At 70.2% G+C, this 17,163-nt stretch carries 15 protein-coding genes; 12 read left to right on the top strand and 3 right to left on the bottom strand.

The features are described 5' to 3' along the window. The first annotated feature begins 102 nt into the window (after positions 1 to 102). The 8 genes from AC50YM_RS15480 to metE all read left to right on the top strand — a co-directional run bounded on the left by AC50YM_RS15480 (position 103) and on the right by metE (position 9,250). Positions 103 to 1,098, top strand: coding sequence for an AAA family ATPase (locus tag AC50YM_RS15480; RefSeq protein WP_494957905.1), 996 nt, complete (start codon positions 103 to 105; stop codon positions 1,096 to 1,098). Between the two features lie 2 nt (positions 1,099 to 1,100). Next, the gene (locus AC50YM_RS15485; RefSeq protein ID WP_494957844.1) at positions 1,101 to 2,084 is read left to right on the top strand and encodes a DUF58 domain-containing protein; all 984 of its coding nucleotides are present in this window, start codon (positions 1,101 to 1,103) and stop codon (positions 2,082 to 2,084) included. Between the two features lie 5 nt (positions 2,085 to 2,089). Then, positions 2,090 to 2,635: a hypothetical protein gene (locus AC50YM_RS15490; protein ID WP_494957845.1), complete on the top strand. Its 546-nt coding sequence runs from the start codon at positions 2,090 to 2,092 to the stop codon at positions 2,633 to 2,635. Beyond that, positions 2,626 to 3,657: a vWA domain-containing protein gene (locus AC50YM_RS15495; protein ID WP_494957846.1), complete on the top strand. Its 1,032-nt coding sequence runs from the start codon at positions 2,626 to 2,628 to the stop codon at positions 3,655 to 3,657. Before AC50YM_RS15490 ends, AC50YM_RS15495 begins: the two co-directional genes overlap by 10 nt. After that, positions 3,654 to 4,742 (top strand): VWA domain-containing protein, encoded by a 1,089-nt coding sequence (locus AC50YM_RS15500; protein ID WP_494957847.1) that lies wholly within the window; start codon positions 3,654 to 3,656, stop codon positions 4,740 to 4,742. The genes AC50YM_RS15495 and AC50YM_RS15500 overlap by 4 nt, the downstream gene beginning before the upstream one ends. Next, a complete protein-coding gene (locus tag AC50YM_RS15505; RefSeq protein ID WP_494957848.1) occupies positions 4,739 to 5,539 on the top strand; it encodes a hypothetical protein in 801 nt (266 codons plus the stop codon). The genes AC50YM_RS15500 and AC50YM_RS15505 overlap by 4 nt, the downstream gene beginning before the upstream one ends. A gap of 341 nt (positions 5,540 to 5,880) precedes the next feature. After that, positions 5,881 to 6,858: a methylenetetrahydrofolate reductase gene (locus AC50YM_RS15510; protein WP_494957849.1), complete on the top strand. Its 978-nt coding sequence runs from the start codon at positions 5,881 to 5,883 to the stop codon at positions 6,856 to 6,858. 55 nt (positions 6,859 to 6,913) lie between these two features. Beyond that, on the top strand, positions 6,914 to 9,250 hold the full coding sequence (gene metE, locus AC50YM_RS15515; protein WP_494957850.1) for a 5-methyltetrahydropteroyltriglutamate--homocysteine S-methyltransferase: 2,337 nt from the start codon (positions 6,914 to 6,916) through the stop codon (positions 9,248 to 9,250). Positions 9,251 to 9,314: 64 nt separating this feature from the next. Here metE and AC50YM_RS15520 read toward each other — a convergent pair whose 3' ends face one another. Both AC50YM_RS15520 and AC50YM_RS15525 read right to left on the bottom strand, forming a co-directional pair. Then, positions 9,315 to 10,106, bottom strand: a complete 792-nt coding sequence (locus AC50YM_RS15520) for a DUF4386 family protein (RefSeq protein WP_494957851.1) — start codon at positions 10,104 to 10,106, stop codon at positions 9,315 to 9,317. Positions 10,107 to 10,151: 45 nt separating this feature from the next. Beyond that, positions 10,152 to 10,658 (bottom strand): DUF2004 domain-containing protein, encoded by a 507-nt coding sequence (locus tag AC50YM_RS15525; RefSeq protein WP_494957852.1) that lies wholly within the window; start codon positions 10,656 to 10,658, stop codon positions 10,152 to 10,154. A 98-nt stretch (positions 10,659 to 10,756) separates the two neighbouring features. On the opposite strand from AC50YM_RS15525, the gene AC50YM_RS15530 reads away from it, so the two are divergent. Then, positions 10,757 to 12,163, top strand: coding sequence for an aldehyde dehydrogenase family protein (locus tag AC50YM_RS15530; protein ID WP_494957853.1), 1,407 nt, complete (start codon positions 10,757 to 10,759; stop codon positions 12,161 to 12,163). Position 12,164: 1 nt separating this feature from the next. Here AC50YM_RS15530 and AC50YM_RS15535 read toward each other — a convergent pair whose 3' ends face one another. Further along, the gene (locus AC50YM_RS15535) at positions 12,165 to 13,097 is read right to left on the bottom strand and encodes a LysR family transcriptional regulator (RefSeq protein WP_494957854.1); all 933 of its coding nucleotides are present in this window, start codon (positions 13,095 to 13,097) and stop codon (positions 12,165 to 12,167) included. Positions 13,098 to 13,282: 185 nt separating this feature from the next. Here AC50YM_RS15535 and AC50YM_RS15540 point away from each other — a divergent pair, with 185 nt between their 5' ends. From AC50YM_RS15540 to AC50YM_RS15550, 3 genes are read left to right on the top strand one after another with little or no spacing between them, the layout of a single operon-like run. Then, on the top strand, positions 13,283 to 14,731 hold the full coding sequence (locus AC50YM_RS15540; RefSeq protein ID WP_494957855.1) for an NAD(P)/FAD-dependent oxidoreductase: 1,449 nt from the start codon (positions 13,283 to 13,285) through the stop codon (positions 14,729 to 14,731). Further along, a complete protein-coding gene (locus AC50YM_RS15545) occupies positions 14,728 to 15,459 on the top strand; it encodes a DUF1365 domain-containing protein (RefSeq protein WP_494957856.1) in 732 nt (243 codons plus the stop codon). The genes AC50YM_RS15540 and AC50YM_RS15545 overlap by 4 nt, the downstream gene beginning before the upstream one ends. After that, positions 15,456 to 16,949, top strand: coding sequence for a class I SAM-dependent methyltransferase (locus tag AC50YM_RS15550; protein ID WP_494957857.1), 1,494 nt, complete (start codon positions 15,456 to 15,458; stop codon positions 16,947 to 16,949). The genes AC50YM_RS15545 and AC50YM_RS15550 overlap by 4 nt, the downstream gene beginning before the upstream one ends. The last annotated feature ends 214 nt before the right edge of the window (positions 16,950 to 17,163 follow it).

The raw sequence follows: 17,163 nt of genomic DNA on the forward strand, positions 1-17,163 counted from the left end.
AAAAGTTCCCGGCGCGGTTTGGGGTAGGGTGCCTTGGGGCAGCGGCCGTGCCCGCCCGCTCCCACCAACCAGCTACCAAGGGGACTCCGAGTGCTTGAGACGATGGCCGCCGCACGGATTGAACCGGCGGAACTGGCACGGGCGCAGCAGACCCTGGCGGCCATCTCCCGCAGCTTCGACGCCAAAGTGGTGGGCCAGGCCAGGCTCCGCGAATCCCTCCTCGTCGGGCTCATGACCGGCGGCCACATCCTGCTGGAAAGCGTCCCCGGGCTGGCAAAGACCACGGCGGCGCAGACCGTGGCCGAGGCCATCAGCGCGGACTTCCGGCGGATCCAGTGCACCCCGGACCTGCTTCCGAGCGACATCGTCGGCACCCAGCTGTACGACGCCGCCAAGGGCACCTTCGTGACCCAGCTTGGCCCGGTTCACGCCAACATCGTGCTCCTGGATGAGATCAACCGCTCCAGCGCGAAAACCCAAAGTGCCATGCTCGAGGCCATGCAGGAACGCCAGACCTCCATCGGGGGAGTGCTGCACCGGCTGCCCAGCCCCTTCCTGGTGCTGGCCACGCAAAACCCCATCGAGCAGGAGGGCACCTACCTGCTGCCCGAGGCCCAGATGGACCGTTTTATGCTCAAGGACGTGCTGGACTACCCCACGCAGGCCGAGGAGGCGGAAATCATCCGGCGGATCGACGCCGGCGTGTTCACGCCCGAGCAGAAGCCCGCCGCGGCGGCCTCGCTGGAGGATGTCCGTGAACTGCAGGGAATCGTCCGGCGGGTCTACCTCGATCCGGCGATCGTCCGCTACATCGTGGGCCTGGCCTCCGCCACCCGAAACGCCGCCGAGTACATCGACGCGCGGCTGGCCGGTTTCATCGAGTTCGGCGCCAGCCCCCGTGCCAGCATCGCGTTCAGCCAGGCGGCACGGGCGGTGGCCCTGCTCAACGGTCGGGACCACGTGATTCCGGAGGATGTGAAATCCCTCGCCCACCGCGTGCTGCGCCACCGGCTGATCCTCGGCTTCGAGGCCGTCGCCGAACAGGTGCCGGTGGAGACCCTGATTGACGCCATCGTCGCCGCCGTCCAGACCCCCTGAAAATGGCCGGTCTCCTCCAGCGCGTGAAGTCAAAGCTGTCGATCTACGCGCACCGCAAGGCGCACGGCATGCTCGCGGGCCAATACGGCGCGGTCTCGCAGGGACGCAGCCTGGACTTCGATGACCTCCGCGCCTATGTCCCCGGCGACGAGGTCCGCGACATGGACTGGAAGGCCACCGCCCGGCACGGATCACCGCTGGTCCGCCGCTACGTCGCCGTCCGCCGGCAGACACTGCTGCTGGTCACCGACACCGGCCGCAATATGGCCGCCGAGTCCCGGAGCGGCGAGCAGAAGAAGGAGATCGCCGTGCTGGCCCTGGGCGTGGTGGGCTACCTCGCATACCGCCACGGCGACGCCGTCGGGCTGGCCTGCGGCGACTCCTTCGGTTCCCGGTCGCTGCCGGGGAAGACCGGCGAAGCGCACCTGGAACGGCTGCTGCGCGAAGTCCATGACGGCACCTCGCTGGCCTCCGCGCCGAGCCGGCTCGAAACCCAGCTGGACTATGTGGCCCGGAACTTCCCGCGGCGGATGCTGCTCCTGGTCGTGGCCGATGAATTCCGCCCGGACGCGGAGACCGAACGGCTGCTCCGCCGGCTCCGCGCCCAGCACGAGATCCTCTGGCTGACGGTCCGGGACGCCGAACTGCTCGGTGCCGGTGACGGCGCCGGTGACCGTGGTGCCGGCCGCGGTGCTGCCCGCGCTCCCTCCCACGCCGCCGCCGCCCACGCCGCCTCCGCCGCCTCCGCCGCCTACGACGTCGCCGCGTCCGGCAACCCGGCCGGAGCCCAGGCCGCCCTGCTGCCGGCCGGGCTGGCGGAGTCCGCCCCTATCGCCGCCGCCTACGCCCGCGCCCGGGACGAGCGGGACGCGGCGCGGCAGTCGATGCTGCGCCGGCTGGGGATCGCCGAAGCCGACGCCGGCAGCAGTGACGACGTGATTCCCGCCGTCTTCACCCTGCTCGGACGGCACCGGCGTGGACGGTGACTCCCATGGACGGTGACTTCCTCGGTCCGCTGGACTACAACGCGTGGTTCCCGTGGGCAGGCCTGGGAGTGCTGGTCCTCGTGGCGGCCTGGTTCGCCTACGTCATCCTCAGCACCCGACGTCGGCGCCCGGTCCCGCACGCGGCGCCCCCGGCTCCGGGGCCCTCCGCGCGGGACCTGGCCCGGCTCCGGCGCGACTACCTGCAGCGGATCGACGCCGTCGCCGCTGAGGCTGCGGCCGGCACCCGCTCCGGCCGTTCCTCCCACCAGGAGCTGAGCCTGCTGGTCCGCAGCTTCGTCCGCGATGCCTCCGGACTGGACGCGACGCGGATGACCCTCGCCGAGCTCCGGGCGGCCAGCGAGCCGAGGAAGCAAGTGGCGGGGAATCAGGCCCGTGCCAGCCAGCCGCCGGTCCACCAAGCGGCGCCCAACCTGCCGGCCGCCGCGGACGCCATCGCCGTGATGTACCCGGCCGCCTTTGGCGCCGCACCGGCGTCCGGCGTCCCGGCCGCAGCAGAAACCGCGCGGGGAGTGGTCCGGTCGTGGAACTGATCTTTTGGTGGATCCTGCCAATCGCCGCCGTGGCGGCCGCGCTGGCTTGGCTCGTCGCGCGGCGCCGCCACCGGGCCCGGACCGCCCGGCGCCGTCCGGTGGCCCACAGCGACCGCCTTACCGCGCTGCCGGAATACCAGGCAGCGCTGCGGAAGCACCGCCTGCGGCTGCGGCTCATCGCCGCCGCCGGCACCGTGCTGCTGGTGGCCGCCGTCGTCGCCGCTGCCCGTCCCGCCGAACGCAGCCTGATCCAGCCAGCGCAGCAGAATCGGGACATCATCCTCTGCCTGGACGCGTCCGGGTCGATGAACAGCGCCGATGCCGCGGTGGTGGAGGTCTTCGGCCGGCTGGCCCAGGAATTCGACGGCGAGCGCATCGGCCTCACGGTCTTCGACAGCAGCGCTGTGCAGGTCTTCCCCCTGACCGACGACTACGACTCCGTGCAGGAACAGCTGCAGCAGGCGAAGAGCGCCTTCGACGGGACCGGCAGCGGCAGCTTCCTTGACGGGACGTGGAACGGCGCGGGCTCCTCACTGATCGGCGACGGCCTGGCGTCCTGCCTCCAGAGTTTCCCGGCGGCGCGCAGCGGGGACGGCCCCGTGAACGACGGCGGGGGAGACAGCGCGGATGCCACCGGGGGCCGCTCCCGCTCGGTCATCCTGGCCACGGACAACTTCCTGTCCGGCACCCCGATTGTCACCCTCGAGGAAGCCGGTGGCCTGGCCAAGGACCGGGACGTCCGAATTTACGCACTGAACCCGGGGGACTACGACTTCGGCCCGGACACGGACCAGCCCGGCGCCCGCCTGCGCAACGTCGCCGGGAGCAGCGGCGGCGCATACTACGGTCTCGACAGCCCGGACGCGGTTCCCGGCATCGTCGCCGGGATCGAGGCCACCCAGGCCGCGGCGTTCCAGGGCTCACCCCGTGCAGTCGTATCGGACCGCGCCGAGCTTCCGCTTGCCGTGGCACTGCTGGCCGGGCTGGTCCTCGCCGGAGCATCGTGGCGGCCCCGGCCATGACCTTCAACCCCATCCTGCCGTGGTGGATCATGGGCCCGCTGGCCGCCGCCGCCATCCTGGGCCTGGCCTGGATCCTGTCCGGTTCCCGCACATCCCCGGCTGACTTCCGCGGCTGGCTCTTCCGCGGCGGCCTCGTGCTGCTTCTGCTCCTGGCCGCCTGCCGGCCCGGCGTTCCTGGCGGCACCGCCCGGGCCGCTGACAGCGGACTGAACGTGTTCTTCGTGGTGGACACGAGCAGCAGCATCGTCGCCGAGGACCATTTTTCCGCCGGCAGGCAGGGGGCCGGTGTGGCACGGCTCGACGGCGTCCGGGAGGACATCCGGACGATCGCACGGGAACTCGGCGGGTCCCGGTACTCGCTCATCAGCTTCGATTCCGGCGCCGTCGTGCGGATGCCCCTGACCGCCGACACGTCCGCGCTCGATACCGCCGCGTCCGTGCTGGCTCCGCAGGTCACCGCCTATTCGAAGGGCAGCAGCGTCACCGCGGCGGGCACCGTTCTCGCCGAACGGCTCGCGGCCGCGCGGGACAGCCACCCCGAACGCCCCCGTCTGGTGTTCTACTTCGGAGACGGCGAACAGACCAGTGCCGCCAAACCCCAGGCACTGGGGATTGACGGGTCGCTCGTGAGCGGCGGCGCCGTCCTGGGCTACGGCACCACCGGGGGCGGTCGGATGAAGGAAAACAGCGGGGATCCCACGCAGCCGGCGCAGGACTACATTCAGGACCCGGCCACCGGCACCGACGCCGTCTCACGCCTCGACGAGGACCGGCTGCAGGACCTGGCCCGCCAGCTCTCGGTACCCTATGTGCACCGGGCGGCAGGGGATCCGGCCGCCGCGATGCTCCGCAAAGCCACCCCCGGCACCCTGGCAGGCACCGGCGAACGCCTCGACGGCAGGACGGAACTGTACTGGCTGCCGGCCTTCGCCGCGTTCCTGCTGGCGCTGCGCGAAACGCTCCTGGTGTCCGGCCAGCTCCGGGACCTCCCGCCCGTCCGCCGGGACCCCCGGGCAGCGGCAACCACGGCACCCTCTGCGTCCCGCGGATCAGCACCGTCCGCTGCCCGGGGGCCGGGCGCATGAGGCTCCGACGCCGTCGCCGGCTGCTGCTCTGGTCAGTAGTCCCCGTCCTGCTGGCGCTCTTGCTGGCCGCGAAACTGCTTAGCGCAGCATGGTTCTCCGGCCAGGCCCGCAGCGGCTTCGCCCGAGGTGACGCCCCGGCAGTGGAGTCGGCCGCCGTGGTGCTGGGCCTCGGGAACTTCCTCGAACCGCACAAGGCACCGTTCGCGGCCGGGGACGCGCTGGCGCTCCGCGGCGAGTTCGCCGGCGCGCGCACCGCCTTTGACGCTTCGCTCGCCGACGCGCCGCCGGCCGACCAGTGCCGGGTCCGGGCCAACCTGGCCCTGAGCATCGAGCGGCTGGCCGACGCCGGCCGGGAAGCTGGCACGGGTGCCCCACAGGGTGCCGGCCAGGGTGAGGGCACGGGTGCGGGCCCGGACGCCGGCCCGGCCGGCGGCAACGACGCTGCCCGCCTCCTCGACGAGGCGCTCGCCGTCGTCGGGGGTGCGCCCGCCGGCTGCTTCGGCGCCGGCAGCACCGACCCCGAGGCGGGGAAGAACCTCGAGGCGGCCGGGCAGCGCCTGACGGAAAAAATAGAGGCGCTTCGCAACCAGGCTCCACCCGAACCCGAACCCGAACCCGACCCCGAACCCGGACCGGAAGAACCGGGCGGCTCCGGGCCCACGGACCCGATCCGGTCGCAGCTTGAGCAGCTTGAGGAGTCCGGAAAATCCGCCCAGCAGGAGCGAAGCCGCGGCCTGGAACGGGAAGAGTATCTCAACGGCACGGCCACCGGACCGCTCACAGACAAGCCCTGGTGAGCCACGGGGGCGAAGAATGTTCTATCCGGGGCCCGAATATGCCGTAAAGCCGCGTCTTAATTCGGCGGCAGACTTGAACCGATTCCCGGCTGGCCCTAGAGTTCTAACCAAGTTACCTCAGTAACGTGTCAGCGATCCTCCGCTGAAGGTCCGCCCCACGGCGGCCGAGGAGGGTGTGGGTGCCCCCATGTGGGCCTGACATTTGCTCACGGAAAACTTCGTATCAGGCGTAACAGTCGCGGCTGCGTCCTGCTGGAGTTTCCTCCGTGTTCCCCAAACTCAATTCACCGACGGACCCCCTCACCGGGCACAGCTGTCGGTGTTCACAGCCAAGGACGCAAATGTCTCCACCAAGCCTTATCGACACCCATCCAAATCTGGCCGGCACGGCCCCGGTCGCACTGTCCTACGAGCTGTTCCCGCCGCGGTCCGCCGCGGCCGCGGAATCGCTCTGGACCACCATCGGCGAACTGGAAGCCACGGACCCGGACTACGTGTCCGTGACCTACGGCGCCAGCGGCTCCAACCGGGACACCGCCGTCGAGCTCATCAACCGCCTCGTCCAGGAAACCACCCTGCGGCCGCTGGCGCACCTGACCTGTGTGGGGAACTCCCCGGAGGAGCTCGCCGAGATCATCGGTGAACTGCTCGACGTCGGCGTGCGCGGCATCCTGGCCCTGCGCGGCGACCAGCCCAAGGACGGCGGCGCCCCTCCCGAGGGGTCGCTGCGCTACGCCCAGGACCTGATCGAACTGATCCGCCGGGTCGAACAGCGCCGCTCCGCGCTGCTCTGCGCCGGCAAGGTGGCCGTCGGCGTCGCCGCCTACCCCACCCGGCACCCGGAATCCCCGAGTGAGGCGCACGACGTCGAGGTGCTGCTCGCCAAGCAGCGTTCCGGCGCGGACTTCGCCATCACCCAGGTCTTCTTCCACACCGAGCAGTACGCGGACCTGCTGACCCGGGCACGCCGGGCCGGCGTCACGATCCCGATCATCCCGGGTGTCATGCCGCTCACCAGCCTCCGGCGGCTCGCCCGGCTCAGCGAACTGACCGGTGTCGACCCCGACCCGGATCTGATCGGACGGCTTTCCGCCGCCGATACGGACGCCCAGCGCATCCGGATCGGGGTCAGTGCCACCGTGGACCTGGCCAACGCGGCCCTGGACGCCGGCGCCCCCGGGCTGCACCTGTACACCTTCAATGAACACGCCGCGGCCCTCGACGTGCTGGACAAGCTCGCGCTGCCCCGCCCGCGAAGCGGCAACCGGCACAGCACCCACCAGCGCAGCCACGGCCGCCGCCGCCAGCTCGCCAGCTGACCGCACCAGCACAACTTCCCTCCGCACCACATCTCCCAACACCAAGGACTTCGCCATGACTGAAAAGATCACCCCCACTCCGTTCCCGGCCGCCTCGATCCTGGGCTACCCGCGCATCGGCCGCCGCCGCGAACTCAAGAAGGCCGTGGAGGCCTACTGGGCCGGCACGATCGACGCCGCCGCCCTGGACGCTGCCGCCAAGGAGATCCAGCTCGGCACCGCCCGGCGCCTGCAGGAGCTCGGCCTCACCGAAGCCGCCGCCGTTCCCGGCACGTTCTCCTACTACGACCAGGTGCTCGACGCCGCCGCCCACCTCGGCGCCGTTCCCGCCCGCTTCGGCAACCTCCTGAACGCCCAGGGCCAGCTCGACATCGACGGCTACTTCACCCTCGCCCGCGGCAACAAGGACCAGCAGCCGCTCGAAATGACCAAGTGGTTCGACACCAACTACCACTACCTCGTCCCGGAAATCGGCCCGGAAACCGACTTCTCGCTGACCTCCGACCGCATTGTCGAGGAATTCACCTACGCCCTCGCCAACGGCGTCGAGACCCGCCCGTACCTCGTCGGACCCGTCACCTTCCTGCTGCTGAGCAAGGCCTCCGACGGCGCCCCGGCCGGCTTCAGCCCGCTGTCCCGCCTCGAGGACGTCCTGCCGGTCTACACCGCCCTGCTGGAGAAGCTGGCCGCCGCCGGCGCCAGCTGGGTCCAGCTCGATGAGCCCGCCCTCGTGGTGGACCAGGACACCCCGGCCGAGGCGGTCCAGGCCGCCGTCGCCCGCTCCTATGAGGTCCTTTCCGCCGCCGCGAACCGCCCGCAGCTGTTCGTCTCCACCCCGTACGGTGCGCTCAACGGCCAGCTCGGCACGCTCGCCGCAACCGGCATCGACGCCCTGCACCTGGACGTCTTCAAGGGCGGGGTGCCCTCCGCCGCGGCGCTGGCCGCGCTGGGCAACAAGACCCTCGTCGCCGGCGTCGTGGACGGCCACAACATCTGGCTCAACGATCTTGCCGCCTCCGCGGGGAAGATCGCCGGGCTGAAGAAGTCCGTCGCCAGGCTGGCCGTCAGCACCTCCACCACCACCGCGCACGTCCCGCACGACGTCGACGAGGAAACCCAGCTCTCCGCGCAGCTGCGCAGCTGGCTCGCCTTCGCCGACCAGAAGACCGCCGAGGTCGTCACCCTCGCCGGCCTGCTGACCAACCCGGCAGCCGTCCAGCCGGCCATCGATGCGGCCACCCGCATCATCGCCGACCGTGCCGCAGCCGACGGCGTCCGCCGCGCCGAGGTCCGGAACCGCACCGCGGCCCTGACCGACGCCGACTTCAGCCGCTCCGCTTACGGCGTCCGCGAGGCCGCGCAGACCAAGGCCCTGCACCTGCCGCCGCTGCCGACCACCACGATCGGTTCCTTCCCCCAGACCGGCGAAATCCGCACCGCCAGGGCCCGCGCGAACAAGGGCGAGCTCAGCACCGAGCAGTACAAGCAGCTGATGAAGGATGAGATCAAGCGTGTGGTGGAGCTCCAGGAGGAGCTTGGCTTCGACGTCCTGGTCCACGGCGAGCCCGAGCGCAACGACATGGTCCAGTACTTCGCCGAGAACCTCGACGGCTTCGACGTCACCGTCCACGGCTGGGTCCAGTCCTACGGCTCCCGCTGCACCCGCCCTTCGATCCTGTGGGGCGACGTCACCCGCAGCGCACCCATCACGGTGGAGTGGGCAGAGTACGCGCAGTCCCTCACCAACAAGCCGATGAAGGGCATGCTCACCGGCCCGGTCACCATCCTGGCGTGGTCCTTCGTCCGCGACGACCAGCCCCTCGGCGAGACCGCCAACCAGGTGGCCCTCGCGCTCCGCGACGAGATCGCCGACCTGGAAGCCGCCGGCATCAAGATCATCCAGGTCGACGAGCCCGCCCTGCGCGAACTCCTGCCGCTGCGCAAGGCCGACCAGGCCGGGTACCTGGACTGGTCGGTGAAGTCCTTCCGGCTCGCCACCGCCGGCGCCGGGGACGCCACCCAGGTCCACACCCACCTGTGCTACTCGGAGTTCGGGGCCATCATCGACGCGATCGACGGCCTCGACGCCGACGTCACCTCGATCGAGGCCGCCCGCTCGCGGATGGAGGTCGTGCACGACCTCGAGTCCCACGGCTTCGGCCGCGGTGTGGGCCCGGGCGTCTACGACATCCACTCGCCTCGTGTCCCGGGCGAGCAGGAAGTCACCGAACTGCTCAGCACCGCGGTCAAGCACGTCCCGTCCCGCCAGCTCTGGGTCAACCCGGACTGCGGCCTGAAGACCCGCGGCTACGCCGAGACCGAGGAGTCGCTGCGCAACCTGGTCACCGCCACCAAGACGGTCCGCGCCGGCCTGCTGCAGGCAGCCCAGTAGGACCAGCCGGCAGCGCGCCAAGCGTCGGCCGGACGACCGGCTGAGCGCCAACCGGCGGAGGGGGCTAAACCCCTCCGCCGGTAGAGCCTGCCGGTTCTTGGCCTGCGGGCATTTTCAACCGCCACGCGCTGATCAGCAGCCAGACGGTCCAGACGATGGTGAGGATGATCCCGGCCAGCGTGGGCAGCGCGTTGGTGGCGGCGAAACCTTCGGCTCCGACGATCCATCCCTGCAGCAGATAGGCCACCCCGGACAACCCCATGAGAAAGCCGATGGTGCGGGGGAGCCGCCGGGTGGCCACGATGACGAAGCCGATAATAACCAGGGCGAGACCCAGCAGGCAGCTCTGGTAACTGCGCATACCCCACTCCAGCCAGCGGATTCCCTCCGCGCTGGCGAAACGCATCGCTTTCTCCGGCTCCGCAGCCGCGGCCCAGGCATCCACGGCGTGCTTGAGGGCGACGCCGTCGACAGCCTGAAGCGCGCCGTAGAGCGCGAGGGAGAGGGCGGCCGAGAGGGCCCCCGACCGGGCGGTCCAGGCCAGGGCGCCCCGCTGCAGATTCAGGGAAACCACCAGGGCCATCAGTCCGGCGGTCAGCAGCGCCATGCCAATGAACTGGACCAGATGCACGCCGGTCCAGACGCTGCTCCTGGCGTACTCGGTGAAGGACGCCACATGGTCGTTGGCGCTGGCGGCGTCGGCGTGGAACAGGCCGGCCAGCAGGGAAACCACGACGCCGGCGACGAGCAGCGACGCGGCCACGCGCAGCGACCGTCTGTCGGCGGTCAGCGGTCCCGATTCCGTTAGGCGCGCCAAACGCCCGGTTCCGCCGTCGCCTGTTTGGATTTCTTCCATGCTGGCCACCGCTCCATCAGTTCGGTGCCACGGGACAGTCCGGAGTCAGGACTCCCAGAGGATCTCGTCGTCCACGACGCCGTCCTCGTCCGCGGAGGCAACCAGGACCTCGTCGGTGAAATGCTTGCCGAGGGTGAAGTCCAGGACGAAATAGCGTTCCGGCTGGCCGGGGAAGATGCCCACGTGGCCCAGCTTGAGCGCCTTGAGGAAGACCGCATCGGTGAGCTGGCTCTTGTCCTCGACGCCGAACACCGTCTTCAGGTGCTCGTCCTTGATTGCGTTGCAGTGGAAGTGCCGGTACTCCTGCGGGCTGGTGCCGTCCTGCTCCAGCTCGTCGGCGATCATTTCGCGGACCTGGTCCACGAGTTCAGGCAGGAAGCGCAGCCGGTAGTCAACCTTGTGCAGCGCCGCTTCGTCGAAGCGGTCATGCGCGTTGACATTCAGGTCAAGCTCCACGGTCTCGCCCGCCAGTTCGTGCTTGGCGGTGAAGTTATGGTCCCTTCCGTGGTTGAGCTCGACCTCTCCGAAGTGCTTGCTCGCTACCTTGTTCATATCTTCAACATAGTCCTGAAATCCGGCCCGTTCCAGCATTCCCAAGGTTTTATCCAGTACCGGGCCCGGCCGGCCCCCGGGGCCGGTACATTGGGCGGATGCAAAACGTTGCCCCCGCCGTCGCCCGCGCCCGTGAACTGTTCGACACCGGCGCCACCCGGCCGCTGGCCTGGCGGCTCGAGCAGCTGGGCAGCCTGCGCCGGATGCTGGCCGAGCGCCAGACGGAATTCGCCGAAGCCCTGGACAGCGACCTTGGCAAACACGCCACCGAGGCTCTGCTGACGGAAATCGGCTTCGCCACGGCCGAAATTGTGCACCTGGAGAAGAACCTCGAAGCCTGGCTGCGGCCACGCCCTGTCCCCGTGCCGCTGGCCGTCCAGCCGGCCAAGGCCTGGACCGAGCTGACCCCGCTGGGCGTGGTCCTGGTGATCGGCCCGTGGAACTACCCGCTGCAGCTGCTGCTCGCCCCGCTGGCCGGTGCCCTCGCCGCCGGCAACACCGTCGTGCTCAAGCCGAGCGAACACGCCCCGGCCACCTCGGCGGCGCTGGCCCGCTGGATCCCGGAGTACCTGCCCGGCGCGGCGGAGGTCGTCGAGGGCGGCATCCCGGAAACCACCGCCCTGCTGGCGATGCGCTTCGACCACATCTTCTTCACCGGCGGGGAGGCCGCCGGCAAGGTGGTGCTGCGCGCCGCCGCGGAGCACCTGACACCGGTCACCCTGGAACTGGGCGGCAAATCCCCGGCGTACGTGGACGCCACCACGGACCTGGCCAAGGCGGCCAAACGCCTCGCCTGGGGCCGGTTCCTGAACGCCGGCCAGACCTGCGTGGCGCCGGACTACATCCTGGCCACCGAGGACGTGCTGGTGCCGCTGGAGCGCGAACTCGTCAAGGCGATCGGCGCACTGTTCGGCCCGGACGCCTCCCGCAGCGAGTCCTACGGCCGGATCGTCAATGACCGGCACTTTGCCCGGATCGCCGCCCTCGCGGACGGCAGCACCGTGGTCCACGGCGGCGAACGGAACGCCGCCAGCCGCCACTTCGCCCCGACCCTGCTCCGGCCCGCCCCGGGCGACGCCGTGATGGGGGAGGAGATCTTCGGTCCATTACTGCCGCTGGTTCCGGTCGCCGGGCAGGATGAGGCCATCCGGATCATCAACGACGGCGCCAAGCCGCTGGCGCTCTACGTCTTCAGCAACGACGCCGGGACCCGCCGGGCCTTCTCCGAACGCACCTCCTCCGGGGCGCTGTGCTTCGACGTCCCGGCGGCGCACCTTATGGTACCCGGCCTGCCGTTCGGCGGGGTCGGCGGCAGCGGCATGGGCGCCTACCACGGCGAACACTCGCTGAAGACGTTCTCGCACGAACGCTCCACCCTGGCCAAGCCGTTCCGGCCGGACACCCTGGAGCTGATCTACCCGCCGTACACCCGGACCAAGCACCGGATTGCCAGCGCCCTCGCCGGCACTGGAACAAGCCTGCGGCAGCGGCTCCGCAAGAGCTGACTCAGCCCCGTCGCTGGCCCGCAGGCTTCAGGGCCGGGGAGTTGAAGGTGTCGCCGAGCAGGTCGAGGAAGAGCTGGACCTGGGCGGTCTGCTTCTCATTGATCAGCAGGGCAAAGACGTTGCGGGCCAGCCGGATCTCGGGAACGTCCAGCACCACGACCCCGGCCGGGCGGTGCAGCAGCGCGAGCTCCGGTACCAGCGCCGCGCCGAGCCCCGCCGCGGCCATCTCGAGGCTGGCGTGGAAGTCATCGCTGTAGGCAACCACCCGCGGGTGCAGGTTGCAGCTGGCAAAGAGCCGCTCGATCACGGTCGCGTCGGATGTGCCCGGGTGGTGCACAATCCACGGCATGTCGGAGAGGTGGTCCGCCGCGACCTTCGAATCGGTGCCGATGCCCCAGACCGCGGGCAGCACCACCCGGAAGTCGTCGTCGCCGATCCACTGCCGGTTTACCGTGTGCGGCCAGGCCAGGCCGGACTGGCCCACCTGGTAGACCAGGGCGACGTCGAGTTCGCCGCCGGTGCGCAGGCCCTGGATGGTCTGGGCCGGCTCCGCCACGGACACCCGCAGGTCGATGCCGAGTTTCTTCCAGGCCGGGTTGGCGAGGATCCGCGGCAGCACATAAGTGGCCAGGCTGGGGAAAATGCCGAGCCGGAGTTCCTGCCGGGTGGTGTCCCCGGTGCGGGACGCCGCCGCCATCAGCGCCTCGATATCGGTCAGGACCTTCGCCGCGTGCCGGGTCATGACCAGGGCGGCTTCGGTGGGCTGGATGCTGCGGGCGGAGCGCTGGAACAGCTCGACGCCGGTGTCGCGCTCCAGGGCGGACATCTGCTGGGAGACGGCCGACGCCGTGTACCCGAGCCGGGCGGCGGCCGCCGCGAAGGAGCCCAGCCGGGTGACTTCGACAAGGGTCCGCAGGTGGACGGGGTTAATCAAGGGTTGCCCTTCGCATAATTCCGGTGAGCCGGGACCGCAATCCCGCTTCATTCTGGCACATTTGGCAGAAGTGGAAATTGTTGGAAGCCGGACACATCCGCCGGCGCTCCCGCGACGAATTGCCGCTAAGAGGATTCACCAGGACGATTCAGCCAGTCGACGTACCAGCCAACAGGAGCAGATCAGTGTCAGATGCAGTAGGGATTCCCGAGGGCCGGCGGATAGCCGTGATCGGCAGCGGCGTGGCGGGACTGACCGCCGCCTATGTGCTGAACCGGCAGGACACCGTGACTCTCTTCGAGTCCGAGGCCCGGCTCGGCGGCCACGCCCACACCCACGACGTGCCGCAGGCCGGCGGCCCGGTGCTCGGGATCGACACCGGCTTCATCGTCCACAACGAGCGGACCTACCCGACGCTGCTGCGGCTCTTCGCCGAACTGGGCATTAAAACGCAGGACTCGGAAATGAGCATGTCCGTCCGCTGCGACGGCTGCGGGCTGGAATACGCCGGCGCCCGGGCCAAAGGCCGCGGCATCCTTCCCCGGCCCGCGACCCTGCTGCGCGGACGGTACCTGCTGATGCTGCTCGAGGTGATGCGCTTCTACCGCCGCGCCAGGGCCCTGCTCGCCGAGGCGGGCCCCGCAGGGAAGTATTCAGCAGGGAATGGTGCAGGGGAAAACTCCAGCGGGAACGCAGCAGAGCCTGAGCTGACCCTGGGCGAGTTCCTGGCCCGGGAGAAGTTCAGCGGCTACTTCATCTCGCATTTCATGACCCCGATCGTCAGCGCGGTCTGGTCCTGCGACCCCACCACGGCGCTCGCGTACCCGGCCCGCTACCTCTTCACCTTCCTGGCGCACCACGGCCTGCTCGGCGTTTCGGGCTCGCCGCAGTGGCGCACCGTCACCGGCGGTTCGCGCAGCTACGTGGACAAGCTGGCCGCCACGCTGCCGGACATCCGCCTGGCCAGCCCGGTCACCGGCGTGCGCCGCCACGCGGACGGCGTCACACTCTCCATCGCCACCGGTGCGGGCACCGTGACCACGGAGACGTTCGACGCCGTCGTGATCGCCACGCACCCGGCGCAGGCGCTGGGCATGCTCACTGACGCTTCGCCGGCTGAACGCGTCGCGCTCGCCGGGATGCCGTATTCGGTCAACCACACCGTCTTCCACCGCGACTCCGCCGTGCTGCCGACCAGTGACAACGCGAAGGCGTCCTGGAACTACCGGCTGCCGTCCTGTGATGCCAGGCCGGACAAGGTGCTGGTCAGCTACGACATGACCCGGCTGCAGCGGCTCGAGCCCGCCGACGGCGGGCGCTACATCGTCAGTCTGGGCGAATCCGAGCTGATCGCGGACCACACGGTGCTCGAACGGATGGTCTACGAGCACCCGCAGTACACCCCGGAATCCCTGACGGCCCAGCAGCGGATCCTGGCCCTTGGCGATGACCGGCTGGCCTTCGCCGGCGCCTACCATGGCTGGGGATTCCACGAGGACGGCGCGCTCTCCGGGGTCCGCGCCGCGGCCCGGCTGGGACGCGACTGGGACGACGCCGCCGTCGCGCTCAACAAGCAGTACCGGGCCGTCGCGATCGACCCGGACCTGCAGAGTGTCGCCGCGGAGGGCTCATGAGCGCCCCGGCCGCGATCTACCGCACGTCCATCGCGCATGTGCGCCGGACGCCGCTGAAAAACGCCTTCACCTACCGCAGCTACAGCTGGTATGTGGACGTTGACCGGCTCCCCGTCTTGCCCCGGCTGCTCCGGCCGCTCGCCGGCTTCAGCGCCGCGGACCACCTGGGTGACCCGGACGGCACCCTGCGCGGCAACGTTGAGGCGTTCCTCGCGACCCGGGGGATCGGGCTCGACGGCGGCCGGATCACCATGCTGGCCAGCGCCCGGATGTTCGGGCATGTCTTCAACCCGCTGAGCCTGTTCTGGTGCCACGACGCCGCCGGGGAGCTGCGCTGCGTCCTCGCCGAGGTGCACAACACCTACGGGGAGCGGCACTGCTACCTGCTTGAAACGGACGACGCCGGCCGGGCCAGCGTGCCCAAGGCGTTCTACGTCTCACCGTTCAACGACGTCGACGGCCAGTACCGGATGAAACTCCCGGAACCCGGCGACCGGCTCGCCGTCTCGATCGTGCTGGAACGCGAGGGGCAGCAGCCCTTTCTCGCCAGCGTGGACGGTGAACGCCGCGAAGCCACCGTGCCGAACATCCTCGCCGCGGCGCTCGCGGTCCCGCTGGCACCCCTGCGCGTCTCCGTGCAGATCCGCTGGCAGGGAATTAAGCTTTGGGCACGTCGGCTGCCCATCATCAAACGACCGCACCACCCTTCACAGGAGGCTGTTCAGTGACCATCACCGAAGCGACCGGACCCGCCGCAGGGCGCCCGCACCAGGCGACGCCGGCTGCCCCCACGGGGCTGGCCACCGACACCGCAGCCCCCGACGCTGCCGGCGCTGACAGCGCTGCCGCTCCGGCGGCGGCAGCGACGGCGACGGCGTCCCGGCCCGGCGTCCCGTACACGGTCCCGCAGCCGCCGGCGGTGGTCGACGCTGACTTCTGGCCCGGCATCGCCACCGTCCCCTCCGGGCTGAAAGCCGCCGTGGCCGGCAAAGTGGCCGAGGCCATCTTCAAGGCCGCGGTCCGCCGGCTTCCGTTGCAGGTCCGGTACCCGGACGGCACCGTGCTCGGCAAGCACTCCTCCGGTGAGGACGCCTCCGCGACTGCCCACCCCGTGATGACCATCAACCGGCCCGGGGCCTTCGCAGTCCGGGTCGGCGACGGCGGCCTGATCGGCCTGGGCGAGTCGTACATGGCCGGCGACTGGGATGCCGAGGATCTCACCGCGGTGCTCGAGGTGTTCGCGGGCAGCGTCGGCAACCTTGTGCCCGAACCGCTGCAGAAGCTGCGCGCCCTGTACCTGCCGCGCCAGCCGCGCCGGGAGCGCAACACCGAGCAGAACACCCGCTCGAACATTTCCCGGCACTACGACCTCTCCAACGAGCTCTTCGCGACGTTCCTGGACGAGACCATGACCTACTCCAGCGCGATCTTCCCGGAGTCCGGCGAGGCGCTCAAGAGCGTGGCCTGGGACGGTTTGGCCGACGCCCAGCAGGCCAAGATCGACCGGCTGCTGGACAAGGCCGGCGTCACCCGGGGCACCCGGGTGCTGGAGATCGGCACCGGCTGGGGTGAACTCGCACTGCGGGCGGCCCGGCGCGGCGCTACGGTCTACTCGGTCACGCTCTCCAGCGAACAGCAGGAACTTGCCCGCCAGCGGGTCGCCGACGCCGGCTACGCCGACGCGGTCACCATCGAGCTCAAGGACTACCGTGCCGTCGAAGGTGAGTATGACGCCGTCGTCTCGGTCGAGATGATCGAGGCCGTGGGCTTCGAGTACTGGGCCACCTACTTCCAGACGATCGAGCGGGTCCTCGCCCCGGGCGGGAAGGTCGCGATCCAGGCGATCACGATCGCGCACGACCGGCTGCTGGCCACCCGCTCCAGCTACACCTGGGTGCACAAGTACATCTTCCCGGGCGGCGTCATTCCCTCCGTCCGGGCCATCGAGGAGATCACCGAGAAGCAGACCGGACTCCGCGTCCGCGAACGCCTCGCGATGGGGGAGCACTACGCCCAGACGCTGCGGCTCTGGGAGGAGCGCTTTATGGCCCGCGCCGCCGAGGTCCACGGCCTCGGCTTCGACGAGATCTTCCAGCGCATGTGGCTGTTCTACCTCTGCTACTCCCGGGCGGGCTTCGAGACCGGCTACCTCGATGTGCAGCAGATTGTGCTGGACAGCCGCAGGGCGGGCGAGCCGGGCGGCGGATCCGCAGCCTGACCGTGCCGCGCCCGGCGTCGCACGTGGCGGCGAACTGAGCGCAGCTGTTAGACGCCTCACGCCGACAAAGGCGGGCACCCTCCCGGTGCCCGCCTTTGTCGTGTTCCCGGACACCACATGTGGTGTTGTGTGGCACCTTCCGGCCCCAAGCGCCGCACCCGCGACACGCCGTCTCCGGGGCGACACGCGGGGGAGTTAATTGTGCAAAGGTACT

The organism is Pseudarthrobacter sp. RHLT1-30-1, assembly GCF_059383415.1.